We start from the raw sequence: 23,834 nt of genomic DNA on the forward strand, positions 1-23,834 counted from the left end.
ACGGCGCCTCAGTCGCCGTTCCACCAGCGTGACACCGCCCGCCACAGCCGGGCGGGGGCGGCCGTCCCGCGCTGCTGCGGAATCACCGGGGCGACGGCGGGCTCCTCGGCCGGAGCGGCCGGCTGGGGAACGGCCGGCGGCGGAACGGCCGGCTCCACGGGCCCGCCGGCCACCGGACCGGCTTCCGGGACCACCGCCGGCTCCACGGGCAGCGCCTCAGGCACTTCTTCCGGCAGCGCTTCCGGCAGTTCCTGGTACGGGACCACGCCCGGCGCGTGGGCGGGCTGCGTCCCCACCTCGGTGGACGTGGGCAGTGGGACGGGCCGGGACGGGGAGGAGACCTCCCAGTCGACGGCCGGCCTCGACCGGGCCATCATCGACAGCGGATCCGAGTCGACCGCCTGCTGGGGGCTGGGTGCGAAGGTCGCGGGGAGTTCCACCAGGTGCCGCGACATGATGTTGCCCACCCAGCGCAGCTCGCTCTCGTCGACCCCGAGCTCCAGGTCCGGCAGGCGCATCAGCAGCGCGTCGACCCCGACATCGGCGATGGCGCGGCCGATGTCCTGGCCGGGGCACTCGTGCGGCCCGCCGCTGAAGGCGAGGTGCGCGCGGTTGCCCTCCATACCGGCGGCGAGGTCCGGGCGTACCTTCGGGTCGGTGTTGGCCGCGGCGATACCGACGAGCAGGCCGTCGCCCGCCTTGATCTGCTGACCGCCCAGTTCGGTGTCGCCGACCGCCCAGCGGCCGAAGACCGCGGTGAAGGGCGGCTCGTCCCACAGGGTCTGTTCCACGGCCTCCGGCACCGTCATGTGACCGCCGCTGAGCCGGGCGCGGAAACGGGGATCGGTGAGGACCATGCGCAGCACATTGGCCATCAGGTTGGTGGTGGACTCGTAGGCGGCGATGAGGATCAGCCGCAGATGCTCGATGACCTCGATGTCCGTCAGTGAGGCCGGGTGTTCGAGAAGCCAGCTGGCCAGGTCGGGGCCGGACTCCGCGCGGCGCTGTTCGACGAGCCGGGTGAGCACGGCCACGACATGGGCGTTGCTCGCGACGGCGGTCTCGGTGCCACGGATCATGTCGCGGGCGGCCTGCACCAGGGCGTCGTCGTACTCCTCGGGCATTCCGAAGATCGCGCACACCACCATCATCGGCAGGTGCTCGGCGAACTGGCTGACCAGGTCCGCGGTGCCCTTCTCGCAGAAGTCGTTGACGAGGCGGTTGCTGAAGCGGTTGATATGGCGGCGCACCCCGCGGGAGTCGATGCGCTCCATGCTGTCGGTGACCGCGCCGCGCTGACGCTCGTGGTTGGCGCCGTCGGCGAACACACAGACCGGCTGCCACGTGAAGATCGGGGCCAGGGGGTGGTCCGCGGCGACACTGCCGTCCTGCAGGGCCCGCCAGCGCCGGGAGTCCCGGGAGAACTGGGAGGGGGTCCGGGTCATGTGCAGGTTCTCGCTGTGCCCGAGGACGAGCCAGGCGGGTACGTCTCCGTGCAGCAGGACCGGGGCGACCGCGCCGTGTTCGGCACGCAGCTTGTCGTACAGACCCGCGGGGTCCTTCTCCGCCTCGGGCCCGTAGAGCCGGCGCAGCCCGCCGGGTCCGATCCCGAGTCCGCGAGCGGGGCACTCGGGAGGCGGGACCGGCCCGGAGAGTGCTCCGGGCTCTTGGTGGAAGGGGGTTGTCACAGTTGCTCCAGGGCTCGGGATACCAGGGCTCGGGCGAGGGGCGCGGAAACGGTGACGCACCTGCCCGAGGGGGGCGCGCCAGGTGGTGCCGTACGGACAGGGGCGGCGCGCGCAGGGGACGTACGCGCGCCGGTGCCGGGAGGAAAAGGTCCTCCGGCTCTGTCCTCAGGCCTGCGGGAGGGCCAGGCTGTGCAGATATCGCATCAGGGTCATCAGCACATCGCGGCTGGATACCCGCGTGCGGGCGTCGCAGTCGATCATCGGGATCTCGTCCGCCAGGTCGAGGGCTCTGCGCAGGTCCTCGACCGGGTGGTACGGCGCGTCGGGAAAGGTGTTCACGGCGACGACGAACGGGACGCCCCGCTCCTCCAGCCGGCCGATCACGTCGAAACTGACCTGGAGCCGCCTGGTGTCGATGAGGACGACGGCGCCGAGAGCCCCTTCGAAGAGTCCGTTCCACAGGAACCAGAAGCGCTCCTGGCCGGGGGTGCCGAACAGATAGAGGATCAGTTCCTCACTGAGGCTGATCCGGCCGAAGTCCATGGCGACCGTCGTGGCGGTCTTGCTCTCCACACCGGTGTTGTTGTCCACCCCGACGCCGGCCTCGGTCATGGTCTCTTCGGTCGTCAGCGGCCGGATCTCGCTCACCGAGCCGACCATCGTCGTCTTGCCGACCCCGAACCCGCCGACGATCACGACCTTCACCGCGGCGTTGGCCGTGGTGGGCAGGACGTCCTCGCTGCGGGGCCCGGAGATCGTGTCAGAGTTTCTGAAGTCCATGCATCACCGCTTCGAGGAGGGACCTGTCGGGGAGGGTCGCGCGGACGATGGGCGCGCGCGATTCGATGAGTTCGGCCGCGAGCAGATCCGTCAGGAGCGACGTGACCACGCTGAACGGCAGGCCGAGGTAGGCCGAGATCTCGGCGACGGACAAGGGTGCCTGGCAGAGCCGCAGGATCGCGGCCTGCTCGGGCTGGCACGTCGGCGTGGGCTCGGCCTGCGCGACGACCATGGTGACCAGGTCGAGCGCAGCCCGCCCGCCGCCGTCGAGTTCGCCGGTGATGACATAGAGCCGTTCCGGATCGCTGAGCGCCGGATCGGCCTTGCGGCGTTCTCGTCGGGGAGCACTCATCCGGGCTGCCTGTCGTGGCGCGGCGGACTGGTCAGATGGGCACCGATCCGGACGACCAGGTCACGCATGCGGGCGCCGACCATCCCGGCGTCGATGGTCTTGCCCGCCAGCACCGCGAGGTAGGCACCGGTTCCGGCCGCCATCAAGTAGAAGAAGCCGCCGGTGACTTCGATGACGACCAGCTTCATCAGACCGTCGCTGTAGGGGATCTCGGTGGCGACGGCGGCGGCCAGGCTCTGCAGTCCGGCGCAGGCCGCCGCGAGGCGGTCGGCGACATCGGGGTCGCCGCCGTGCATCGCGATGCGCAGCCCGTCCGATGACAGCACCACGATCTGATGGATGCTGGGCACATCGTCGGCCAGTTCCTTGAGCATCCAGTCCATGTTCCCGCGCTGCTGGATCACTTCAGGTCTCCCTTGTCCCACGCATCGTCAGAGTCCTCGCCGTTCTTCGGTTCCTGCGGCACACCGTTCACCGCCTTGGTGAAGGCCTCCAGCCAGAGGCCGGGGGGCTTCTCCTCGCTCCTGGCGGGTCCGCCCTCCTCGCCGCCCGCCCTGTCCCGCCGGCCGTCGTGCGCCCCGTTGGCGGAGTCGACGGCGGGCGGCTGGGGCTGCTGGGGGAGGTTGTGCGAACCGAGGGGGGCGCGGCCCCGGCTGCGGCGCTGTGGAAGGCCGCCCTCGGTCCACTCGGTCACGATCGGAACGTCGTCCATGGCTGACGCCGGAAGGACCGGGTGCGGCGAAGGTCCGGCGGAGGCTCCTTCGGGGAGGCCGGCCACCACGGAGGGCGGCAGGCCGGTGGACGCCGGCTTGGGCTTGCGCTTGCCGGGGGGCGGCACGACGTGCTGGAGCTGCGACATGTCCAGCGAGCTGTTGGGCCGTGAGGTGGCACCGATGCCGTGCGCGATTCCGGGCGCGGGCCCGGTGGTGATCATTTCGCGCGGCACGATGAGCACGGCCCGGACCCCGCCGTACGCCGACTGGCGCAGCGATACCTGGAGTTGGTACATGCGCGAGAGCCGGCCGACGACCGCCATGCCGAGCCGCGGGGACTCCCCGAGGTCGTTCATGTTGATGCCGGCCTGGGCCTGCGCGAGCATGTTCTCCGCCCTGGCGCGGGCCTCCTCGCTGAGGCTGACGCCGCCGTCCTCGATCTCGATGGCGATGCCGGTCTGCACCTCGACCGCGGTGACATGCACCTTGGTCTGCGGCGGCGAGTAGCGGGTCGCGTTGTCGAGGAGCTCGGCACAGGCGTGGATGAGCGGCTCGACCGCGGTGCCGACGATGGCGATCTTGGAGATCGAGTGGAGCTCGATCCGCGGGTACTCCAGGATGCGGGACATCGCGCCGCGCAGCACACTGAACAGCGGTACGGGCTTGGGCCACTGGCGGCTGGGCCGGGCCCCGCCGAGCACCGAGATGGAGTCGGCGAGACGGCCGATCAGCGCGGTGCCGTGGTCGAGGCGGAGCAGGTCGTCGAAGACCTCGGGATTGCGCCCGTAGTGGTCCTCCATCTCCCGCAGTTCGCTCGCCTGCCGGTTCACGATCGCCTGGACACGTCGGGCCACGGCGACGAAGGCGCGCTGCGCGGAGTCGCGCCGCGCCTCTTCGGCGTCGATGATGTCGAGGACCTGGAAGACCTGCTCGCGCAGCGCCCTGGGCAGATGACGGTTGGCGGGGTCCGCGTCGAAGACGTCGCGCATCACCTCTTCGGGCGAATTGCCCACGCGCAGCTGTCGGATCGCGGCGGGCATGACCTCCTTGGTGAGCCGCACCGTCTCTGCGTCGTGCGACAGGATGCGGTGTTCCAGGAAGGCGATGCGCCGTTCGTACTCGATGCGCTGGACGCGCATCGCGCGACGGCGGCGGTTCAGCGCAACGGCGAGCGCGCAGACCACGAGCGTGGCGATCGCGCCGCACACGGCGACTGGTATCCGAGCGACCTCGGTCACCAGCGCCCAACCGGCGGCGGTGGCGCCGGCCAGCAGCAATACGGGCAACAGGACTACGCGGACAACGGGAATTTCTCGGTCGGTCGGCGGTGGTTCAACACGGACCATCTAAACCCTCTGGCGGTTGATTCCGGGATGTATGCGTACGGGTGCGGATACTCATGAACAAGTGCTCGAATTCATATCAACTCGACTTCACTGCGCGTGAGCTTAGCCAGATCAGAACAGTGCTTCGGCATATTCACCCAACCCCCTGCGCGAGCACTCCGGCAGTAATACACTCACCAGTTTTTGCACTCAGCGCCCCCGAGCGTGCGCGGGGAGTGACGACGCCCCAGAATCAGCCGGCGTCATGCCCTTGCGTACCGCGGAGCGGGACGATCGAGGCACAGTAGTGATGACAGCGATTCAAGTAGCCCCTCCCGTACCGCAGAACGGGACAGACGCACATGTGCTCGAACCGGATCGAAAGGAGCAGATTCATGCCCGCCGGAAGAGTGGACGGCAAAATCACCCCGATGACGGGCCCTCCGGGCGTACGTGCGGGCGCGCGGGTGAACCCGCCGCCGCCCGAGGACACCGGCGCACGGAGCCGCGGGCGCGCGCACACCGTGCGGAGTCGCCGACCGACGCGCGCCGTGCGGAGCCGTGAACTCACGTACGCAGTGCGGAACCGTGAACTGGCACACCCCGCACGGAAGCGTGAACTCACGTACGCAGTGCGGAACCGTGAACTCACACACGCCGCACGGAAGCGTGAACTCACGTACGCAGTGCGGATCCCCGAACCCGCCTGCTCACCGCGGCGGCACCGGGCCGGAAGGGGCGCGGTGTGACAGCGGCACGCGGCTACACCATCGAATCACTGGACACCGGCCTGCGGCTGATGCAGCTGTTCCTCACCCATGACACCCTCACCGTCACCGAGGCCGCCGGGCTGCTGGGCATCGGCCGGTCCACCGCCCACCGGGTGCTGAGCACCCTGGAGGGCCGGGCGTTCGTGATCCGGGAGAGCTCGGGCCGCGGCTACTCGGCGGGCCCCGAACTGGTGCGGCTCGGCCGGCCGGCGGGCTTCGGCGCCGCCGTCCGCGAGCGGCTCGCGGCGGTGCTGGAGGACGCGGCACGGCGGACCGGCGAGACGGTGCAGAGCACCGCGCTGATCGGCGACCGGATCGTCGTCACCGACGGCAGGGAGTCCTCCCATCCGGTACGGGTGATGCTGGAGGGGGGCACTCGGCCGGCACACGCCACCGCGGGGGGCAAGATGCTGCTCTCGCGGATGACTCCGGACCAGGTGTGCGCGCTGTATCCGCACGAGGAGCTGGAGCGCGTGACCACGTCCACGATCACCTCCCGCGCCGCGCTGCTGGCCGAGTTGGAGCGGATCCGCGCGGCCGGGCACGCGCTCAGCCTGGGTGAGTCGGTCCCGGGCCTGAACGCCGTGGCGGTGCCGCTCGCCGGGGCCGGGTGGCGCGACCGTCTCGCCCTGACCGCGTCGGCCCCCGCCGGCCGCTCCGGGGACACCGCCCTGACCGAACGGGCCGGGCAGCTGCGGCAGTCGGCCGCGCTGCTGAAGTCCGTTCGCCTCCTGTGACGGCCGGGGCCCGCGCCGTCAGCGCCGGCCCCCTCCGATGCGGCCCTCCAACTGCACCAGCAAGTCGCTGAGCCGGGCACTGAGCAGCTCGCGCGTCCCGTCGTCGAGGCCGGAGAGTACCGCCCGTTCGTACGCGAGCTGCTCGGGAAGCAGCCGGTCGACCAGGCCGAGGCCCTCCTCGGTGAGCCGGACATGGGCGACCCTGCGGTCACGGGCGTCGCCGCGGCGGTCGATCAGGCCGCGCTCCTGGAGAGTCCGGAGGCGTTTGGTCACCGCGGCACCGGAGGAGAAGGTCTCGCGGGCCAGCTCCCCGGGGGTCAGCTCGCGGGCGGTGCGGCGCACGGCGCCGAGAAGGTCGAACTCGGCGCGCGTCAGCCCGGCGGCGCGCAACGGGGCGTCCTCCGCCTGCTGGAGGAGCGCGGCACAGCGGTTGATACGGCCGATGAGTTCCATCGGTCCGGTGTCGAGCCCCGGGTTGACGGCCTGCCACTGCCGTACCACCGAGGCAACGATGTCGTCGGTCACACCGCTCCGTTCTCCGGGGCGAGGGCGATCAGCCCCTGCCGTTGTGCTGTCGCGGCGAGCGTACGGTGTCCGGCCTGCTCGGCGGCGAGGAGCTCCCGCTCGGGCAGGGCGCGTTGCCACCATTCCCCGGCGGCGGTGTCGCCGGCCTCGCGGAGTTCCACGAGCGAGCCGGTCAGCCCGCGGCGCGCGCGGTCCAGACAGGCGGGTGCCGGAGCGGGGTCGGCGAGTATCCGCAGGGCATGGGCACGGGCACGGCCCGTGGCGGCCAGTGCCTTCTCGACACGTCCGGCGGCCCGCCGGTTGGTGACGAGCACCGCGGCGAGGAATCCCGTGAACGCGCCGAGGAGGGTGTCCAGGACCCGGTCGCCGATGAGTTCCCCGGCCGGATGGACGGTGCCGCCGAACTCCAGGACCAGCAGCGCCATCGGGGTCACGGCGACGGAGCCCAGCCAGTAGTTGCGGGTGATCAGGGCCTCGGCGGCGAAGCTGAAGAACAGGACACAGGCGATGAGGGCGAGGGGGCCGGTCCGGGTGAGGGGCAGGACGGCGGCGAAGACGAGGACGCCGAGCAGATTGCCCAGGGTGCGCTGGAGGGTCCGGTTCCAGGACAGGGTGACATTGGCCTGGTAGAGGGAGGCGGCGGTGACGATCGCCCAGTAGGGCCGGCCGACGCCGAGTGCGGCGCAGAGATATCCGGCGAGCGCGCAGCCGATCAGGGTGCGGGCCGCGACGGGCAGCAGCGGGGAGCCGGGGGCGAGGGCGCGCAGCAGCGTGCGGCGGGCGTCCCCCCGACCGCCCGCGGTGCGCCGCTCGGCACGTTCGGCGTCTATGCCGAAGAGTTCGTCCGCGGTGCCGGGGGCGGGCGGCGGGGTGGGAACGGGGCCGCGGGCGCGGGTGGCGATGGCCCAGGCGCGCAGCTGCGCGGGGCCGGCCGCCGCGGTGTGCCCGGGGAGCGCGGATCCGGCGAGCGCGGCTTCGGCGTGCACCACGAGACGCTCCAGGGCGCGGCGTACGGGGGTCGGCCTGCCGGAGGCGAGCAGGCACTGCCAGGCGGTGTGCACGGCGGCGGCCGCGGCGTGCCGGGTACGGGGCCCTGGGTCGGCGCAGCAGGCGGCCGTGGCGTCGAGCGCGCGGGCGGTGGCCCGGCGCTCGGGGCCCTCCCGGCGGATCAGCGCGGGCCCGACGACGGTGACCAGCCAGGACACGGCCCCCGCGGCGAGCGTCAGGGCGAGGTGGCCGGGGATCTGCCCGAGGTGCTGCGGGGCGAACAGCGCCGCGGAGGTGACGAACGTGAAGATCACATGGCCGGGCGGGCCGATCCTGGTCGCGTCGCAGAGCGTCTTCTGGGCGGCGGCGAGCAGCGCGGCGACCGCGACGAGGACGGCGGTCGATCCGGTGAGCGAGGCGGTGACGAGTGATACGGCGAGTCCCGCGAGCATGCCGAGCACCACACCGGCGACGGCGCGTGCCCGCCGGGCGTACGGCAGGCTGTGGCCGTACAGCGCGCACAGCGAACCGGCCATCGTGTACATCACGAGATCCAGCCGCCCGGCGGCGAACAGCAGCAGATTCGGTACGGCGGAGGCGACGACCACACTCAGCGCGGGCTTGAACCAGGTGTCCGAGGGACGGACGAGGCGGAGCGCGCCGGCCAGCGGGAGGCCGCGGACGAGGGGTTGCCGGGTTCGTGTAGTTGTATCGCTCACTCAAATACATTAACAGGTATTACACCTGTAAACGATTCGCCCTCGCGTCACTGGCGGAGGCGACGGGGCAGACGGTGCTGAACAGCGAGGCCGTGGGGCGCACGCCGGACGCGGCGCGCGATGTGCCGCGCATCTCCCGCGCCGACGCGGTGACCTCGCTGGGCGCCGGGGTCTTCGGTACGTCGCTGATGGTGACCAGCGCCGAGAACATCGGCATCGTGCAGCTGACCCGGGTGCGCAGCCGGTTCGTCACGGCGGGCGCCGGGGTGCTGCTGATCGTGTGCGGCCTGATCACGCCGCTCACCCGGCTGCCGGCGGCCATCCCCGAACCGGTGGTCGGCGCGGCGGGCCTGATCATCTACGCGGTGATCGCGACGATGGGGTTCGGCATGCTGGTTCGGCATGCTCAGCCGGGAGAACCTCTCGCACGGGTCCAACGGGATCGTGGTGGCGCCGGCGCTCCGCGTCGGTCTGCTGCCGGTCTTCGTGCCCGAGATGTACGCGGGGCTGCCGGTGTGGGCCCGCACGGTCTTCGGCAGCGGGGTCGCCGCCGGGGCACTGGCAGCGGTGGTCCTGGCCGCGGCGTTCAGCCGCTCGGGCCCGCCGCAGGAGCGGCGCGACGCGGTCTGACCTCCCGGTGACGCGACCCGGTGTGCCCCCGACGCCCGCATCGGCGCCGGGGGCACATCCCCGTTCGGCACCGGCGGTCAGCCGAACCCGCGGGCGTCCTGCTTGAGGGCGGTGTCCACGGTCAGCGCCGTCGCGACGACGAGGCTCAGCAGCGGCTCGGGCAGCTGGTAGTGGATCTGCAGCACATAGTTGTCGGCCGTGGTGAACATGGTCTTCGCGAGACCTTCCCAGGTCTTGGTGATCCGGGCGATCTCGGCGTCGTTGTGGTCGACGATCGCGAAGTTCCAGGCACGCCAGTTCTCGGCCTTGATCGCGCCGACCTGCCGGCCGTCGGCCATGATCGCGAAATTGATCTTGCCGATGGCGTTCTGCTGGACGATCTCGCCGACCGGCCCGCCGTCGGGGCGCTGGACGATGATCCGGGACTTGATGAACTTCGCGGGGCGGGTCAGCAGCAGCTGCGGCGTTCCCTGGGCATCGCGGATCTCCAGCCGGTGCGTCAGGTACTGGTCGATGCTGGAGACGAACCGGAGCACCTTGCGCAGGGCGCTCTGGCCGACCTGCACGACCGAGCCGATCGTGCTGCCGTGCTGGTCGAAGACGCTGTACTCGTTCGTCAGCTCGATCAGCTTGGCCTTCTGGTTGACCACCAGGACCTGCTGCGTGAACAGCGAGGGGACACCCGGCCCGGCCTGCTGCGGCGGCACATGCGCCTGCTGGGGTGCATGGGCAGGCTGTACCGCCTGGGGTGCCTGGGCCTGCTGAACCGGCTGAGGTGCCTGGTCCTGCTGCGGCAGGTGCTGCTGTTGTGGCACCTGGCCCTGCTGGACCGGCTGGGGCTGCTGGACCGGCGCCTGGGCGGGGGCTGCGGTCTGCTGCCCACCGGCGGGATGCGTGTGTTCGGTCCACTGCGAGCCGTCCCAGTAACGCAGCAGCTGAGGGGCTCCATGAGGGTCCGAAAACCAGCCCGCAGGTATGTTCGATTGCGTGGTCACCGGGGCACACTATCCTGCGGGCCTGCGCCCCCACACTCCTTGAACCTTCATATACCTATTACGATGGCGGCGATGAACAGGCTGAGCGTGCGGACCGACCGGCGACGGGGCAGCATGCGCACGCCCGCCTCGCTCGGCTGGGTGTTCGTCCTCCTGGCGATGTTCTTCTGCTGCTCGCTGACCACCTCGGCCGCCGCGGTGCCGCCGGCCGGCACGCACGGCTCGGCCGCCGCCCACGCGATGACCCCGACGCCCGAGGCGGTGGCCGCCCTCGTGGTCGCGGACGCCACGGGCGACCGGGGCATGGGCACGTCCTGCCACGGCACCTCGGACCACTCGAAGGCCATGGTCCTGCCGGGCCCGTCCGCTCCCGCCGCGCTGCCCTCCGCCGTGACCGTGGTCCCCGTCGCCCCGCTCACCGGCGCGGCCGCCATCCGCGGCCCCGCCAACGACGGTGTGCGCGCCGTCGATCACCTGCGTCTCCAGGTCCAACGGATCTAGAGGGCCCGGGGCCGTTCCCCTGCCGAAGTTCCGCGCACGACGTGCCGGACCGGCGGGGACGGCCGTCCGTACGCCCTCTTCCCTCCATGCATCACCACGTATGCATCCCGTTCGAACCCGAGGACCCTCCATGGCTTCCGCCAAGAACACGTCTTCCCCCAGGAACCAGAACAGCGCCACCGCCGCGCGCCGCGCCAAGCTCGAAGAGGCCCGCCGCAAGGAGCGGGCCCGCGAGCGCCGCAACCGCATCATCACGATCAGCGCCTCCGTGGCCGTGGTCGCCGCGCTCGTCGCCGGGGGCGGCTATCTCATGGCGCAGGCCGATGAGCAGGACAAGGCCGAGGAACAGGCCAAGTCCTCCCCCGTCACGGGTGAGCGCAGCTGGGACAAGCTGGCCCAGAACCACGTGGACAAGCCGGTCAGCTACCCGATGAACCCGCCCGTCGGCGGCGACCACAACCAGGTGTGGATGAACTGCAACGCCGACGTCTACACCGAGGCGATCCCGAAGGAGAACGCCGTCCACTCCCTGGAGCACGGTGCCGTCTGGGTCACGTACAACGAGAAGGCGAAGCCCGCCGACATCAAGGCGCTGGGCGAGCGGGTCTCCTCCACCCCGTACTCCCTGATGAGCCCCGTCAAGGACCAGGACGCCCCCCTGATGCTCAGCGCCTGGGGCAAGCAGGTCACCGTGAAGAGCGCCTCGGACGCCCGCGTCGCGCAGTTCTTCACCAAGTACGTCCAGGGGCCGCAGACTCCCGAGCCGGGCGCGGCGTGCTCCGGTGGGCTCGCCAAGTGACGGCCGCCCCGCACACGAGTGCCCCGCACCCGCGCGGCTCGCGCCGGATGGCCGTGGCCGGAGCCGCGGTGCTGTTGCTGGCGCTGGGCCTGGTGGCGCTGATGGTCGTACGGCCGTCCTCCGCCGCCCCGTCGGACCAGCGGCCGGCGTCCGGGCCGGCGCCCGCCGGGAGTTCGGTCGACGCGGGCTTCGCCCGGGACATGTCGATCCACCATCAGCAGGCCGTCGAGATGTCGTTCATCGTCCGGGACCGTACGGATGACGAGGACGTGCGGCGCCTCGCGTACGACATCATCAACACACAGGCCAACCAGCGCGGCATGATGCTGGGCTGGCTGGAGCTGTGGGGCCTGCCCAAGAGCGCGGCCGGACCGCCGATGGCCTGGATGGGGCACACCATCACGCCCAAGGGGGACGGCTCGCTGATGCCGGGCATGGCCACCGACGCGGAACTGGACGAACTGCGGGCGGCCGGGGGCCGGGACGCGGAGGTGCTGTTCCTCCGGCTGATGACCGTCCACCACCGTGCGGGCGCCGACATGGCGCAGGCCGCCGCCGGTTCCGCGGACACGGACGCGATCAGGAATCTGGCGGCCGGCATGGTGCGCGGCCAGCAGTCGGAGATCGGGCTCATGGCGGACATGCTGAAGGCACGGGGCGCGAAGCCCTGAGCCGGGCGCGCCGGTACGCCTCCTCACCGGGGCGGGCGGCACGCCGGGCGGGGGCGGATCCCCGTCCCGGCGCGCTGCCCGCCCCGCCCGGCATCACATAGGCTCGGCGACGATATGAAGAGCACCCCCGCACCGTTGGGCCCCAAGGCCGACAAGGACACCGTCCGACGGAACAATCTGAGCCTCGTCCTGCGCGCCGTCCGGGATGTGGGCGAGGCCGGGGAGGCGACCCGGGCAGGGGTGGCCGCCCGGGTCGGACTGACCCGCGCCGCGGTGTCCTCGCTGGTCGAGCAGCTGCTCGACATCGGCTTCCTCACCGAGTCGGGCAAGACCTTCAGCGGCCAGGCCGGACGTCCCGGTACGGCGCTGAAGGTGGCGCGCACCGGCCCCGCCGGCATCGGCGTGGAGATCAACATCGACTATGTGTCGGTCTGCGTCGTCGATCTGGCGGGCACCGGCCGGGTCCGGCAGACCGAACACCTGGACAACCGGGGCGCCCCGCCCGGGGAGGTCCTGGCGCGGGCCGCCCGGATCGCGGCCCGGACCCTGGAGTCGGCGCGCGAGCAGGATCTGCACCCCGTCGGTGCGGCCCTCGGGCTGCCGGGGCTCGTCCGCGGCGGTTCGGTGCACCAGGCGCCCAATCTGGGCTGGAACCGGGTGCCGGCCGAGGAACTGTTCGCCAACGCGCTCGACGGGCTGCGGCCCGGCCGGACGGCGCTCGCTGTGCGCTCGGAGAACGAGGCCAATCTGGCGGCGCTGGCCGAGCTGTGGTTCGGCGGGCTCGACAAGGTCCGCAGCTTTCTGTACCTGACGGGTGAGATCGGGGTCGGCGGCGCGCTCGTGATCGACGGAGAACTGCTGCGCGGTGCGCACGGCTTCGCCGGGGAGATCGGGCATGTGGTGGTGGACCCCGCGGGCCCGGAGTGCCGGTGCGGATCGCGGGGCTGCCTGGAGCAGTACGCGGGGCAGGCGGCGCTGTTGCGGGCGGCCGGGATCGACGGGGCCGGCGGGGTCGCGGAACTGGAACGACGTGCGCGGGCCGGGGACGCGCGTGCGGTGGCGGCGGTCGACGGGGCGGGCCGGATGCTGGGGCGGGTGCTGTCGGGCGCGGTGAATCTGCTCGACCCGGACGCGGTGGTGCTCGGTGGGATCTACCGGGGCCTGATGCCCTGGCTGTCGCCGCCCGCCGACGAGGAGCTGACCGGCCGGGTGGTGTCCGGGCTCTGGTCCCGGGACGGCGGACGGCTGCGGGCATCATCCGTGGCGGGTGACGCGGCGCGCGGCGCGGCGGCGCTCGTGGTGCGGGATGTCCTGACGGATCCGGTGGCGTACGCCTGGTGAACCCGCCCCGCGACGGGCGGGGCCGGCACATCGGGTACGCGTGCGCACCGGGCAGGCGTACGGAGACGGCGTTTGCGGAAACGGCGCGTGCGGGGCGTGCGGGACGTCGAGCCCGCGCGTACGGGGCAACGCGTACGGAGACGGCGTACGGGGCCGACGCGTACGGGAACGCCGGCGCGTACGGCGACGACGGCGCGTACGGCGACGACGGCGCATGCGGGGCCGGGGCCTCGGAGCCCCGCCCCGCACGCGGGGCCGGCCCCGCGCAGGCACCCGCACCCGGCCCCGCGCAAGCGGCCCTAGACGCCGAGCAGATGATCCATCGCCAGCTGGTCCAGCACCTCGAAGGCCATGCCGCGCTCGGCGGCGGCGGTGACGTCGAAGTCCTCGTACGCGGAGCGGTCGGCGAGCAGTCCGGCGACGCCGTCCTCCGCGGTGCGCAGGGCCAGTTCGTCGAGGCGGGCGGCGCGCAGCGCCTCCTGTACGGCGGGGTCGGCCCGGAAGGCGGCCGCACGCTCCTTGAGGATCAGGTAGTTGCGCATGCAGCCCGCGGCGGAGGCCCAGACACCGTCGAAGTCCTCGGTCCTCGGCGGCTTGAAGTCGAAGTGGCGCGGGCCCTCGTAACCGCCCCGCTCCAGCAGGTCGACCAGCCAGAACGCCTGGCGCAGATCACCGGCGCCGAAGCGCAGGTCCTGGTCGTACTTGATGCCGGACTGGCCGTTGAGGTCGATGTGGAAGAGCTTGCCCGCCCACATGGCCTGGGCGATGCCGTGCGGGAAGTTCAGCCCGGCCATCTGCTCGTGTCCGGTCTCCGGGTTGACGCCGACCAGTTCGGGGCGTTCCAGGCGCTCGATGAAGGCGAGGGCATGGCCGATGGTGGGCAGCAGGATGTCGCCGCGCGGCTCGTTCGGCTTGGGTTCGATGGCGAATCGGAGGTCGTAGCCCTGCTCGGTGACATAGTCGCCCAGCAGGTCGAACGCCTCCTTCATCCGGTCCAGCGCGACCGGGACGTCCTTGGCGGCGCCCGACTCCGCGCCCTCCCGGCCGCCCCACGCGACATAGGTGGTGGCGCCGAGTTCGACGGCGAGGTCGATGTTGCGCAGCGTCTTGCGCAGTGCGTACCGGCGTACGTCACGGTCGTTGGCGGTGAACGCGCCGTCCTTGAACACGGGGTGCGTGAAGAGGTTCGTCGTCGCCATGGGTACGACGAGGCCGGTCGCGTCCAGGGCCTGCCGGAACCGCTTGACGATCCCTTCGCGCTCCGCGTCCGTCGAGCCGAACGGGATCAGGTCGTCGTCATGGAACGTCACCCCGTGGGCGCCGAGCTCGGCGAGCCGCCGCACGGAGTCGACCGGGTCGATCGGGGCCCGGGTGGCGTCGCCGAAGGGGTCGCGGCCCTGCCAGCCCACCGTCCACAGACCGAAGCTGAACTTGTCCGCCGGGGTGGGGGTGAAGCGTTCCGTCATGGTCTGGCCGCCTTCGGATGCCGTCGGTCCGCCGACGCCCGCACCGGCCGGACCTTATTTGTTCACTGTCATGACTAATCATGCACGGATCCCCCTCACGGCAAAACCCCCTGCTTCACGCGAGGCCGGAGAGCCCCCTGTCCGAAGGGGACTCGTTCGCGTAATTTGTTTTCCTCGCAACCAAATACCCGTACAGCGAATGAGGTAGCCCATGCCGTCGCGTTCCGTCGTCATCGGCGTGGACAGCTCCACGCAGTCCACCAAGGCGGTCGTCATCGACGCCGTGAGGGGTGAAACGCTCGCCGTCGGCCGCGCCCCGCACCTGGTCGGCGGGGACGGCGGGGCGCGGGAGAGCGACCCCGAGGTCTGGTGGCGGGCGCTGTGCGAGGCCGTGGGTGCCGGGATGAAGGAGTCCGGGGTGCCCGCCACCGCCGTCACCGGCATCGCGGTGGCCGGGCAGCAGCACGGGCTCGTCGTGCTGGACCGGTCCGGCCGGCCGCTGCGCCCCGCGCTCCTGTGGAACGACACGCGTTCCGCACCGCAGGCCACCGCCCTCACCGCCGCGCTCGGCGGCCCCGGCGCCTGGGCCGCGCGGACCGGTTCGGCGCCGGTGGCCGCCCTCACCGCGTCGAAGTGGCAGTGGCTGCGCGAGCGGGACCCGGCGAACGCCGCCGCCGCGGCGGCCGTGCGGCTCCCGCACGACTTCCTCACCGAACGGCTCGCGGGCACCGCCGTCACCGACCCCGGGGACGCCTCGGGCACCGGCTGGTACTCCACCGCCACCGGCGCCTACGACCCGGAGATCCTCGCACTGCTCGGCCTGGACGCCGCTCTGCTCCCCGAGGTCGCCCCCACCGGGGCGGCCCGCGCCGGCTCCCTGACCCCGGCCGCCGCCGGGGCGCTGGGGCTGCCCGCGGGAATCGCGGTCGCGGCCGGGACCGGCGACAACATGAGCGCGGCCGTCGGCCTGGGCCTCGGCGGCGCCGGCCTGCTCGACCACCCGGTCCTCAGCCTCGGCACCTCCGGCACGGTCTTCGCCGCGACCCGAACCCGGCCCGTCACACCGTCCCTCTCCGGCTTCGCCGGGGCGGACGGCACCTACCTCCCGCTGGCCTGCACGCTCAACTGCACGCTCGCCGTCGACAAGGTCGCCGCCCTGCTGAACCTGGACCGCGAGGACGCCGCCCCCGGGGGCGGGACGGTGATGCTCCCCTATCTGGACGGCGAACGCACGCCGAACCTCCCCGCCGCCGCCGGACTGCTCACCGGCCTGCGTCACGACACCACCCCGCGGCAACTGCTCGGCGCCGCCTACGAGGGGGCCGCCGTCACCGTCCTGCGGGCGCTCGACGAACTGCTGCGGGCCTGCGGTCTCGACCCCGCCGCACCCGAGGTCGCCGCCCGGCCGCTGCGGCTGATCGGCGGCGGCGCCCGGGGCCGGACCTGGGTGGAGACCGTACGCAGGCTCTCCGGCCGCCCCCTGGTCGTTCCCGGCAGCGTCGAACTGGTCGCCCTCGGCGCCGCCGCGCTCGCCGCCTCGGCGGCCGGAGGTGGCGACCCGGTGGCCCTGTCCGCCTCCTGGAACGAGCGGGCCCCTTCCTCCATGGACCGTCAACTCAACGCCGTACCAAGGGATATGGAAACCTGGCAGCGGGTCACCTCGGTACTGGAACGGGCGGCGGAGCCACTGCTCGGCGGCTGAGCGCGAGGGGGACGTCACACCGCACCCCATCCGTTTTGGGATGCGAACTGATCTTCAATAGGATCCGGCGATGATCACAAGAAAACGGCTGACGGCCGGGGTGGGCATAGCGCTTGCCACTCTGACCGCCGGGCTCGGCACCGCGCTCCCCGCCGCCGCCGACGAACCCCGCGCCTCCGCACCGCCCAAGGTCGAACTGGTCCTCGACGTCAGCGGCTCCATGAGCACCCGCGACATCGACGGCCAGTCCCGCATGACCGCGGCGAAGAAGGCGTTCAACGACGTCCTGGACGGGGTGCCCGAGGAGGTGCAGCTCGGCATCCGGACCCTGGGCGCCGACTACCCGGGCGACGACCGCAAGGTCGGCTGCAAGGACACCAAGCAGCTCTACCCGGTCGGCCCGCTCGACCGCACCGAGGCGAAGACCGCGGTCGCCACCCTGGCACCGACCGGCTGGACCCCGATCGGCCCGGCCCTGCTGGGAGCCGCCGACGACCTCGGGGAGGGTGAGTCGACCCGCAGGATCGTCCTCATCACCGACGGTGAGGACACCTGCGGACCGCTCGACCCGTGCGAGGTCGCCCGGGACATCGCCGCCCGCGGAGTGCACCTCGTCATCGACACGCTGGGCCTGGTGCCCAACGCGAAGATCCGGCAGCAGCTGACCTGCATCGCCGAGGCCACCGGCGGCACGTACACCGCTGTCCAGCACACCGAGGAACTCTCCGACCGCGTCTCGCAGTTGGTGGACCGGGCCGCCGAGCCCGTCATCACCCCGGTGGCGACCGAGGGCGCGGACAGCTGTTCCGCCGCTCCCCGGCTCAAGGCCGGTCTCTACACCGACCGCCAGGAGTTCGGGCGGCACCGCTGGTACCGGGTGGACGTCCTGCCCGGCCAGGAACTGCGCGCCTCCGTGAGCGTGGCCGCCGACCGTGCCGTCGGCAACGACTACGGCGTGCTGCTCCGGGCGGTGACGGTGCACGGCAGGGAGATCGTACGGGGCTCGGAGTCCGGCACCGGCCGTACGGATGTGATCTCCTCCGGACTGCGCTACCCCAAACCGGAGCTGGACGACGATGACGGGAAACCGGCCGCCGAGGCCGTCTGCCTCCAGCTCGGCAACTCCTTCTCGGCGGCCTCCGCCTCCGTGAAGACCACCCCCGGACTGCCCGTCGAACTGACGGTGGACCTGGTGGACGGCCCGGACAACGCCTCCGACCCCGCCGCGTTCGGACTCGGCAGGGGCTGGTGGCTGCTGGGCCTCCTGGTGCTCACCGGTCTGCTCGCGGGTCTGCTGACCGGCTGGATCTCGCGCTGGCGCGTCGCCGTATGGAGGACCAACTGATGCGTAGGACCCACCACCGCGCGAGCGGCCCGAACCACGTGAGCAGCCTGAAGCGCGCCTTCGCCGGCGCGCTGCTCGCCGGGCTCACCCTGCTCACCTCGGCCGGGGCCGCCGTGGCCGACGGCCCGTCGGCCACGGCGAGCGCCGGTGAGGACGGCACCGAGAAGTCCGGACCCACCGAGGCGGGCACCACCTTCCGTACCGCCACCTCGCTCCAGCAGGGGCAGCGCGGCACCGCCGACGCCTCCGCGGGCGACTATCTGTACTGGGTCTTCCCGGCCGACGCCGGACAGCGGGCCACCGTCAGGGCGAGGGTCACGCTGCCGGAGACTGCCACCCGGCACGGCGCGTCGACCTGGCAGATCGATGTGTACGACGGACTGCGGCGCCGTCAGGCCTGTATGTACGGCCACCAGACCAGGAAGGCGGCGGCCGACGCGGCGTCGGTCGAGCTGTCCTGTGTGCTGCGCACCGTGCGTGCCTGGTCCGAACCCTGGGCGGACGACCCGCTGCCCGGCAGCTACTACGTGCGGCTGACCGTCCTCGGTCTGCCCGCCACCGATCTCGGTCTGCCGATCGGGGCCGAGATGAAGGTCACCTCGGTCGACCGAGGCGGCGCCCACGACGTGGACGGGACGCTCTCCGAGCCGCTGGTACCGGGCGTGTCCCTGGCCCGCCAGGCCTCGGACGACTCCTCCGACGACGCCTCGTCCGACAGCGACGCGTCCGGGCCCCGGGTGTCGCTGGGCAGCGAACCGGACGACGGCTGGAGCTCCGGCTGGTGGACGGACCGCTGGCTGTGGACCGCGGGCGGCGGAGTGCTCGCGGCGCTCGCGGCCGTGTTCGGCTACTCCCTGACACGCGGCGGAGGCCGCCCTTCCCGGGTGCCCCCGGGCGTCTGACCGCCCGTCCGGCGGGCGGACCGACGGCGCCCCGTCCCCCACCGGGGCCGGGGCGCCGTCCTGTGCCGAGTGGCAGGCCGCACCGACCTCGAAGATCCTGGGCCCGGACAGCGGCTCCGGCGCTTCGAGACGGGGAGGAACAACCCGTGTGGCAGTTCTTCGCGGACAATCCGTGGGTGGCCGTCTTCTCCGTGATCACGGTGGGCGCGCTGCTCGGCATGGTGCGGTTCGGACCCGTGAAGCTCGGCGCCGCGGGAGTCCTCTTCGTCGGCCTGTTCGTCGGAGCGCTCGACGAGGACATCGCCGCCGCCGTGCCCGCCGGGGTCTCCGCGCTGGGACTCGCCCTGTACGTCTACACGGTCGGACTGGAGTCCGGCCCCGCGTTCTTCCGTGAACTGCGCGGCCAGCTCCCGGTGATGGCCGGAGCCGTCGTGGCGCTCGCCGTCACCGCCGTCGTCGTCGGCTTCGTCGGCCACAGCGGGTTCGGGATCAGCGGGCCGTTCCTCGCGGGCGGATACGCGGGCATCGGGACCACCACCCCCGGTCTGGCGGCCGCCCAGGACGCCTCGCTGGACCCCACGGAGCCCGCCGTGGGATACGCCATCGGCTACCCGCTCGCCGTGGTCATCACCATCATGTTCGTCGCCGCGATCGCGGCCCGCCGCAGCTGGACCGCCCGCCGCGACCCGGACTCGGGTCTGCCGTCCACCCTCGTCACCCGTACGGTCCAGGTGGCCCACGACCGTGTCTGGTCCGAGGTTCCGGGCGTCACCGAGCACCGGGTGCTGGCCAGCGAGTACCGGCCGGCCGGGGGCCGGACCCGGGTCGCCGGGGCCCTGGACCGGCTGCGCACCGGCGACCTCGTCGTGCTCGTCGGCGGCGAGGACGACGTACGGGCCGCGACCGGATTCCTCGGCTCCCCGGCCCCGCTCCATCTGCTGGACGACCGCAGTGCCGTGGACTACCGGCGGATCCTGCTGACCGACCCGGCCCTCGCCGGCCGCACCGTCGCCGGGCTCGGTCTCGCCGAGCGGTACGGCGCGGCCGTCAGCCGGGTACGGCGCGGCGACTTCGACATGCTCGCCCACGACGGTCTGGTGCTCCAGCTCGACGACCGGGTCCGGGTGGTCATGCCGCGCGAACGGGCGAGCGAGGTCTCCGCGTACCTCGGTGACACGGAGGCGAAGGTGAGCGAGGTGAGCGCGGTCAGCCTGGGGCTCGGCCTGGCCCTCGGCTTCCTGATCGGGATCCCGTCGCTGACTCTGGGAAGCACCACCCTGGCGCTGGGCACGGGAGCCGGACCGCTGGTCATGGGCATGGTCCTGGGCTGGCGACGGCGCACCGGACCGCTGGTGTGGACCCTGCCCACCCGCGCCAACCTGACGCTGCGCCAGATCGGGCTGCTGCTCTTCCTCGCGATCGTCGGACTCACCTCCGGCTACTCGTTCCGGGAGAACGCCTTCTCGCTGTTCGGGCTGAAACTGGTGGCGGTCCTGGCGATCGGCGCGGCGGTCAGTTACGCGTTGATGGTGCTGGTCGCCAAGGTGCTGGGGCAGAGCCGGGAGCGGACCATGGGCCTGCTGTCCGGCTATGTGGGCAACCCGGCGATCGTGGCGTACGCCAACAGCCGGGCGAGCGACAGCCGGATCAACAACGGCTACTCGACGCTGTTCGCGCTCGCCATCCTGGTCAAGATCGTCTGCATTCAGCTGATCGTCGGTCTGTGACGCCCGCCCCTTGTCGGCTCCGCCGCGCACCGGCCGGGGTGGTGCGCACCGGCCCGGACGGTGGCGCTCACCTCTACCCTGGGGCCGTCACTCACCGGCCCGGAGGGAGCGTTCTGTTGAGCGAGGCACTGTACGTGAGGTTCCAGAGCACCGTGCGCAGTCCGAGGGGCCACTTTCCCGGGGTGTTCGCCCTCGCCAACGGCCTGGCCAGGGAGGGCAGGCTGAGCGAGGAGCAGTACCGGTTCCTGCGCGCCGGCAACGACTGGTACGACAGCAACTATCCCAACCCGTCCGATACCGACCCGTCCGTCTACGATCCTGCGGTGAACCCGGGAGCCGTGGCCTGGTTCAGGGTAACGGCCGTGGAGCTCATCGGACGGGTCGACGGCTATCTCGCACTGCTGGCCGAGCACCGGGTGGAATGCGAACGGGTCGAGTCCTCCGAGCCCGGCACGATCGTGTACGAAGACGCCTACCAGGTCGTCGTGACACCCCCGCGCGACAATCGCTCGAACATCGGACCCACTACGGATACCCTCGACAACTCACGTGCTCCACAAGGCTGATGACGGATACCGGCCATGCCGACCCCGCGCCCTGGTGGAGCGCCGGCCCCGTCCTGTTCGATGGGGGACGAGTCACCGCGCACCGCTGTGGTGCGCCACCAGTGAGCGGAGTCCTTTGATGTCCACGGAGACCGGCACGGCGCTCGACGCCGCCTCCCGCACCCTCGCACCCGTACCGGGCCCGAAGGGACTGCCGTTCCTCGGGAGCATGCCGCAGTTCGCCAAGGACCCGCTCGCGTTCTTCGAGCGGCTGCGCGGGCACGGCGACATGGTGCGCTGGCGGTTCGGCCGGAACCACTGCCTGTTCATATCCCACCCGGACTGCATAGGTGAGCTGCTCACCGAGACGGAACGTTCCTTCGACCAGCCCGCGTTGGGCATCGCCTTCCGTACGGTGATGGGCAACGGCGTGGTGGTGGCGCGGGGTTCGGACTGGCGGCGCAAGCGGTCCCTGGTGCAGCCCTCGGTACGGCCGAAGCAGGTGAAGTCGTACGCGTCGACGATGGCCGACAGCGCGGTGGAGCTCGCCGGCACCTGGTCGGACGGTCAACGCGTGGACATCAAGCGGGAGATGGCAGCCCTGACGCAGAAGATCGCCGTCCGCACCATCTTCGGCGTCGACACCCCCGCGGACGCCGAGTCGATGGGCCGGGCGATGGACGTCGCCCAGCGCGAGATCGGCAAGGAGTTCAGCGGGATCGGCGCGCTGCTCCCCGACTGGATGCCGACCCCGGGCCGGGCCAGGATCAAGAAGGCGGCCGCGGTCATCGACGCCGAGGTGGGCCGGGTCGTGGCCCGGCACCGCGACGGCGAGGAGGAACGCCCCGACCTGCTGAGCCGTCTCCTCACCGCCGTCGACGAGACGGGCGCGCGCCTCACCGACCAGGAGATCCGCGACGAGACCGTCACTCTGTACATCGGCGGCCATGAGACGACCAGCTCCACCCTGGTGTGGGCCTGGTACCTCCTGTCCTGCAACCCCCGGGCGCGGACCGCGCTCGCCGAGGAGCTGGACCGGGTGCTCGGCGACCGCGAGCCCGGGTTCGACGACTACGCGCGCCTCACGTACGCCCAGTCGGTGGTCAAGGAGACGCTGCGCCTGTATCCCACGATCTGGCTGGTCACCGGCATGGCCAAGGAGGGCGCACGGATCGGTGGCGTACCCGTGCCGCGCGGGACCAGGGTGTGGTGCAGCCAGTGGTCCACACACCGGGACGCGCGGTGGTTCCCCGAGCCGGAGGAGTTCCGGCCGGAGCGGTGGGACGCGGAGCGGGGCGAGGAGATCGCGGAGTACGCGTGGTTCCCGTTCGGCGGTGGCCCCAGGGTCTGCCTCGGTACGCGCTTCGCGATGGTCGAGTCCGTCCTGATCCTGGCCGTGCTGGCCCGGCGCTTCGCACTGGACGTGGACCCCGGCACGGTCGGTCCGGTACCGACCCTGACGCTCCAGCCCGACCGCGACGTCATGGCGACGGTGCGGGCGCGCTGACTCCTGCCCGCCGGATCAGGTGCCGGCCCCGACCGGCCCGCGCCGCGCGGGCCGGGGGCACGTCCACGGGGATGTGCTCCCCGGCCCGCGACCCGCTCACGCCGGTGACCGGCCGGTCACCGCGGCAGCCACTGCCGCCACACGTCCGGGTTGGCCCTGATCCACCGCTCGGCGGCCTCCCGCGGGGTGAGCTTCTCCGAGGCGATCAGCGCCGACACCTCGTTCTGCGCCCCCTCGGACCACCGGAACTTCTTCAGGAACGCGGCCGCCTCGCCGCCGCGCCGCGCGAAGTCCGCGTTGAGGTACTTCTGGAGCGGCGTCCTCGGGTACGCGCAGTCGATGTCCGCGGGCGCCTTCGCCCCGCACTCGTCGGTGTACGCGGGAAGCTCCACCTCCACCATCGACACCTCGTTGAACAGCCACTGCGGCCGGTACCAGTAGCTGAGGAAGGGCTTCTTCTCCTTGGCGAACTGCTGGATCTGGGTGATCTGCGCGGCCTCGGACCCGGCGAAGACCACCTTGTAGTCCAGGCCGAGGTTCTTCACCAGCGCCGTGTCATTCGTGACGTACGACGGTGAACCGTCCATCAGCTGGCCCTTGTCACCGCTCTCCGCGGTGCGCAGATCGTCCGCGTACGCGTTCAGGTTCTTCCAGTCGGTGACGTCGGGGTGCTCGTCCGCCCAGTACTTCGGTACGTACCAGCCGATGTGCCCGGTGACCCCGAGGTCCCCGCCGCGCACGATGGTCCTCTTCTCGTCGACGTACAGCTTCTCCTGGTCCGGGTGCCCCCAGTCCTCCAGGATCGCGTCGACGCGGCCCTGGCTGAGCGCGTCCCAGGCGGGGACCTCGTCCGTCTGCACGAGGTCGACGCGGTAGCCGAGCTCGTCCTCCAGGAGCCGCTGGGCGACCGCCACGTTGGCCTGGGCGCCGACCCAGGACTGCACGGAGAGGGTGACGGTCCTGATCCCGCCGGGCGCGGCGAAGGGCGATGTCTGGCGGGTCATGTCGGCCGCGCCGCAGCCGGTGACGGCCAGCAGCGCCGCGGCCGACGAGACGGCCGCGAACGTACGGACGCGGGTACGGGTGCGGGTACGGGTGCGCGTCATG

At 72.0% G+C, this 23,834-nt stretch carries 22 protein-coding genes and 1 pseudogene; 13 read left to right on the forward strand and 10 right to left on the reverse strand.

Features of this window, described 5'->3' with window-relative positions; all coding sequences use genetic code 11:
* Nucleotides 1–8: 8 nt before the first annotated feature.
* The 5 genes from ACIGJO_RS17180 to ACIGJO_RS17200 form a co-directional block, all read right to left on the reverse strand.
* Nucleotides 9–1,688, reverse strand: a complete 1,680-nt coding sequence (locus ACIGJO_RS17180; protein WP_399958672.1) for a cytochrome P450 — start codon at nucleotides 1,686–1,688, stop codon at nucleotides 9–11.
* A 165-nt stretch (nucleotides 1,689–1,853) separates the two neighbouring features.
* Nucleotides 1,854–2,468 (reverse strand): GTP-binding protein, encoded by a 615-nt coding sequence (locus ACIGJO_RS17185; RefSeq protein ID WP_399958674.1) that lies wholly within the window; start codon nucleotides 2,466–2,468, stop codon nucleotides 1,854–1,856.
* Nucleotides 2,449–2,820, reverse strand: a complete 372-nt coding sequence (locus tag ACIGJO_RS17190; protein WP_399958676.1) for a DUF742 domain-containing protein — start codon at nucleotides 2,818–2,820, stop codon at nucleotides 2,449–2,451. Before ACIGJO_RS17190 ends, ACIGJO_RS17185 begins: the two co-directional genes overlap by 20 nt.
* The gene (locus ACIGJO_RS17195) at nucleotides 2,817–3,224 is read right to left on the reverse strand and encodes a roadblock/LC7 domain-containing protein (protein ID WP_399958678.1); all 408 of its coding nucleotides are present in this window, start codon (nucleotides 3,222–3,224) and stop codon (nucleotides 2,817–2,819) included. Before ACIGJO_RS17195 ends, ACIGJO_RS17190 begins: the two co-directional genes overlap by 4 nt.
* A complete protein-coding gene (locus tag ACIGJO_RS17200) occupies nucleotides 3,221–4,879 on the reverse strand; it encodes a sensor histidine kinase (protein ID WP_399958680.1) in 1,659 nt (552 codons plus the stop codon). The genes ACIGJO_RS17195 and ACIGJO_RS17200 overlap by 4 nt, the downstream gene beginning before the upstream one ends.
* Before the next feature lie 724 nt (nucleotides 4,880–5,603).
* Here ACIGJO_RS17200 and ACIGJO_RS17205 point away from each other — a divergent pair.
* A complete protein-coding gene (locus tag ACIGJO_RS17205; protein ID WP_399958682.1) occupies nucleotides 5,604–6,365 on the forward strand; it encodes an IclR family transcriptional regulator in 762 nt (253 codons plus the stop codon).
* Nucleotides 6,366–6,383: 18 nt separating this feature from the next.
* Here ACIGJO_RS17205 and ACIGJO_RS17210 read toward each other — a convergent pair whose 3' ends face one another.
* Both ACIGJO_RS17210 and ACIGJO_RS17215 read right to left on the reverse strand, forming a co-directional pair.
* On the reverse strand, nucleotides 6,384–6,890 hold the full coding sequence (locus ACIGJO_RS17210; protein WP_399958684.1) for a MarR family winged helix-turn-helix transcriptional regulator: 507 nt from the start codon (nucleotides 6,888–6,890) through the stop codon (nucleotides 6,384–6,386).
* Nucleotides 6,887–8,596 (reverse strand): FUSC family protein, encoded by a 1,710-nt coding sequence (locus ACIGJO_RS17215; protein ID WP_399958686.1) that lies wholly within the window; start codon nucleotides 8,594–8,596, stop codon nucleotides 6,887–6,889. Before ACIGJO_RS17215 ends, ACIGJO_RS17210 begins: the two co-directional genes overlap by 4 nt.
* Before the next feature lie 92 nt (nucleotides 8,597–8,688).
* On the opposite strand from ACIGJO_RS17215, the pseudogene ACIGJO_RS17220 reads away from it, so the two are divergent.
* Nucleotides 8,689–8,937: pseudogene (locus ACIGJO_RS17220) on the forward strand (solute carrier family 23 protein); the annotation flags it as partial.
* A gap of 61 nt (nucleotides 8,938–8,998) precedes the next feature.
* A complete protein-coding gene (locus tag ACIGJO_RS17225) occupies nucleotides 8,999–9,226 on the forward strand; it encodes a hypothetical protein (protein WP_399959024.1) in 228 nt (75 codons plus the stop codon).
* Between the two features lie 77 nt (nucleotides 9,227–9,303).
* Here ACIGJO_RS17225 and ACIGJO_RS17230 read toward each other — a convergent pair whose 3' ends face one another.
* Nucleotides 9,304–10,221, reverse strand: a complete 918-nt coding sequence (locus ACIGJO_RS17230; protein WP_399958688.1) for a phospholipid scramblase-related protein — start codon at nucleotides 10,219–10,221, stop codon at nucleotides 9,304–9,306.
* A 72-nt stretch (nucleotides 10,222–10,293) separates the two neighbouring features.
* Here ACIGJO_RS17230 and ACIGJO_RS17235 point away from each other — a divergent pair, with 72 nt between their 5' ends.
* From ACIGJO_RS17235 to ACIGJO_RS17250, 4 genes are all read left to right on the forward strand, one after another.
* Nucleotides 10,294–10,722, forward strand: coding sequence for a hypothetical protein (locus ACIGJO_RS17235; RefSeq protein WP_399958690.1), 429 nt, complete (start codon nucleotides 10,294–10,296; stop codon nucleotides 10,720–10,722).
* Nucleotides 10,723–10,852: 130 nt separating this feature from the next.
* Nucleotides 10,853–11,521: a DUF3105 domain-containing protein gene (locus ACIGJO_RS17240; protein WP_399958692.1), complete on the forward strand. Its 669-nt coding sequence runs from the start codon at nucleotides 10,853–10,855 to the stop codon at nucleotides 11,519–11,521.
* Nucleotides 11,522–11,568: 47 nt separating this feature from the next.
* Nucleotides 11,569–12,192: a DUF305 domain-containing protein gene (locus ACIGJO_RS17245; RefSeq protein ID WP_399958999.1), complete on the forward strand. Its 624-nt coding sequence runs from the start codon at nucleotides 11,569–11,571 to the stop codon at nucleotides 12,190–12,192.
* Between the two features lie 114 nt (nucleotides 12,193–12,306).
* Entirely contained in the window at nucleotides 12,307–13,533 is a 1,227-nt protein-coding gene (locus tag ACIGJO_RS17250; protein WP_399958694.1) for an ROK family protein, read from the forward strand.
* A gap of 299 nt (nucleotides 13,534–13,832) precedes the next feature.
* Here ACIGJO_RS17250 and xylA read toward each other — a convergent pair whose 3' ends face one another.
* Nucleotides 13,833–14,999, reverse strand: coding sequence for a xylose isomerase (gene xylA / locus ACIGJO_RS17255; protein WP_399958696.1), 1,167 nt, complete (start codon nucleotides 14,997–14,999; stop codon nucleotides 13,833–13,835).
* 211 nt (nucleotides 15,000–15,210) lie between these two features.
* Between xylA and xylB the strand changes: the two genes are divergently transcribed.
* The 6 genes from xylB (at nucleotide 15,211) to ACIGJO_RS17285 (ending at nucleotide 22,727) form a co-directional block, all read left to right on the forward strand.
* Entirely contained in the window at nucleotides 15,211–16,701 is a 1,491-nt protein-coding gene (gene xylB, locus ACIGJO_RS17260; RefSeq protein ID WP_399958698.1) for a xylulokinase, read from the forward strand.
* Nucleotides 16,702–16,771: 70 nt separating this feature from the next.
* The gene (locus tag ACIGJO_RS17265) at nucleotides 16,772–18,046 is read left to right on the forward strand and encodes a VWA domain-containing protein (RefSeq protein ID WP_399958700.1); all 1,275 of its coding nucleotides are present in this window, start codon (nucleotides 16,772–16,774) and stop codon (nucleotides 18,044–18,046) included.
* A complete protein-coding gene (locus ACIGJO_RS17270; protein WP_399958702.1) occupies nucleotides 18,046–18,948 on the forward strand; it encodes a hypothetical protein in 903 nt (300 codons plus the stop codon). The genes ACIGJO_RS17265 and ACIGJO_RS17270 overlap by 1 nt, the downstream gene beginning before the upstream one ends.
* A 146-nt stretch (nucleotides 18,949–19,094) precedes the next feature.
* The gene (locus ACIGJO_RS17275) at nucleotides 19,095–20,675 is read left to right on the forward strand and encodes an aspartate:alanine exchanger family transporter (protein WP_399958704.1); all 1,581 of its coding nucleotides are present in this window, start codon (nucleotides 19,095–19,097) and stop codon (nucleotides 20,673–20,675) included.
* A 116-nt stretch (nucleotides 20,676–20,791) separates the two neighbouring features.
* Nucleotides 20,792–21,241, forward strand: coding sequence for a hypothetical protein (locus ACIGJO_RS17280; RefSeq protein WP_399958706.1), 450 nt, complete (start codon nucleotides 20,792–20,794; stop codon nucleotides 21,239–21,241).
* A gap of 118 nt (nucleotides 21,242–21,359) precedes the next feature.
* Nucleotides 21,360–22,727, forward strand: coding sequence for a cytochrome P450 (locus tag ACIGJO_RS17285; protein WP_399958708.1), 1,368 nt, complete (start codon nucleotides 21,360–21,362; stop codon nucleotides 22,725–22,727).
* 116 nt (nucleotides 22,728–22,843) lie between these two features.
* Here the strand turns inward: ACIGJO_RS17285 and ACIGJO_RS17290 are convergent, their stop codons facing one another.
* Nucleotides 22,844–23,833 (reverse strand): ABC transporter substrate-binding protein, encoded by a 990-nt coding sequence (locus ACIGJO_RS17290; RefSeq protein WP_399958710.1) that lies wholly within the window; start codon nucleotides 23,831–23,833, stop codon nucleotides 22,844–22,846.
* Between the last annotated feature and the right edge of the window lies 1 nt (nucleotide 23,834).

Origin of the sequence: Streptomyces sp. NPDC079020 (assembly GCF_044542225.1) — a bacterium.
In the GTDB taxonomy this organism is placed as follows: Bacteria; Actinomycetota; Actinomycetes; order Streptomycetales; family Streptomycetaceae; genus Streptomyces.

Excerpts from the sequence above, each read along its gene's own strand:
- ACIGJO_RS17185 (WP_399958674.1), bottom strand. The coding sequence starts at position 2,468 with ATGGACTTCAGAAACTCTGACACGATCTCCGGGCCCCGCAGCGAGGAC.
- ACIGJO_RS17190 (WP_399958676.1), bottom strand. The coding sequence starts at position 2,820 with ATGAGTGCTCCCCGACGAGAACGCCGCAAGGCCGATCCGGCGCTCAGC.
- ACIGJO_RS17200 (WP_399958680.1), bottom strand. The coding sequence starts at position 4,879 with ATGGTCCGTGTTGAACCACCGCCGACCGACCGAGAAATTCCCGTTGTC.
- ACIGJO_RS17225 (WP_399959024.1), top strand. The coding sequence starts at position 8,999 with ATGCTCAGCCGGGAGAACCTCTCGCACGGGTCCAACGGGATCGTGGTG.
- ACIGJO_RS17235 (WP_399958690.1), top strand. The coding sequence starts at position 10,294 with ATGAACAGGCTGAGCGTGCGGACCGACCGGCGACGGGGCAGCATGCGC.
- ACIGJO_RS17240 (WP_399958692.1), top strand. The coding sequence starts at position 10,853 with ATGGCTTCCGCCAAGAACACGTCTTCCCCCAGGAACCAGAACAGCGCC.
- ACIGJO_RS17245 (WP_399958999.1), top strand. The coding sequence starts at position 11,569 with ATGGCCGTGGCCGGAGCCGCGGTGCTGTTGCTGGCGCTGGGCCTGGTG.
- ACIGJO_RS17250 (WP_399958694.1), top strand. The coding sequence starts at position 12,307 with ATGAAGAGCACCCCCGCACCGTTGGGCCCCAAGGCCGACAAGGACACC.
- xylA (WP_399958696.1), bottom strand. The coding sequence starts at position 14,999 with ATGACGGAACGCTTCACCCCCACCCCGGCGGACAAGTTCAGCTTCGGT.
- xylB (WP_399958698.1), top strand. The coding sequence starts at position 15,211 with ATGCCGTCGCGTTCCGTCGTCATCGGCGTGGACAGCTCCACGCAGTCC.
- ACIGJO_RS17265 (WP_399958700.1), top strand. The coding sequence starts at position 16,772 with ATGATCACAAGAAAACGGCTGACGGCCGGGGTGGGCATAGCGCTTGCC.
- ACIGJO_RS17270 (WP_399958702.1), top strand. The coding sequence starts at position 18,046 with ATGCGTAGGACCCACCACCGCGCGAGCGGCCCGAACCACGTGAGCAGC.
- ACIGJO_RS17285 (WP_399958708.1), top strand. The coding sequence starts at position 21,360 with ATGTCCACGGAGACCGGCACGGCGCTCGACGCCGCCTCCCGCACCCTC.
- ACIGJO_RS17290 (WP_399958710.1), bottom strand. The coding sequence starts at position 23,833 with ATGACGCGCACCCGTACCCGCACCCGTACCCGCGTCCGTACGTTCGCG.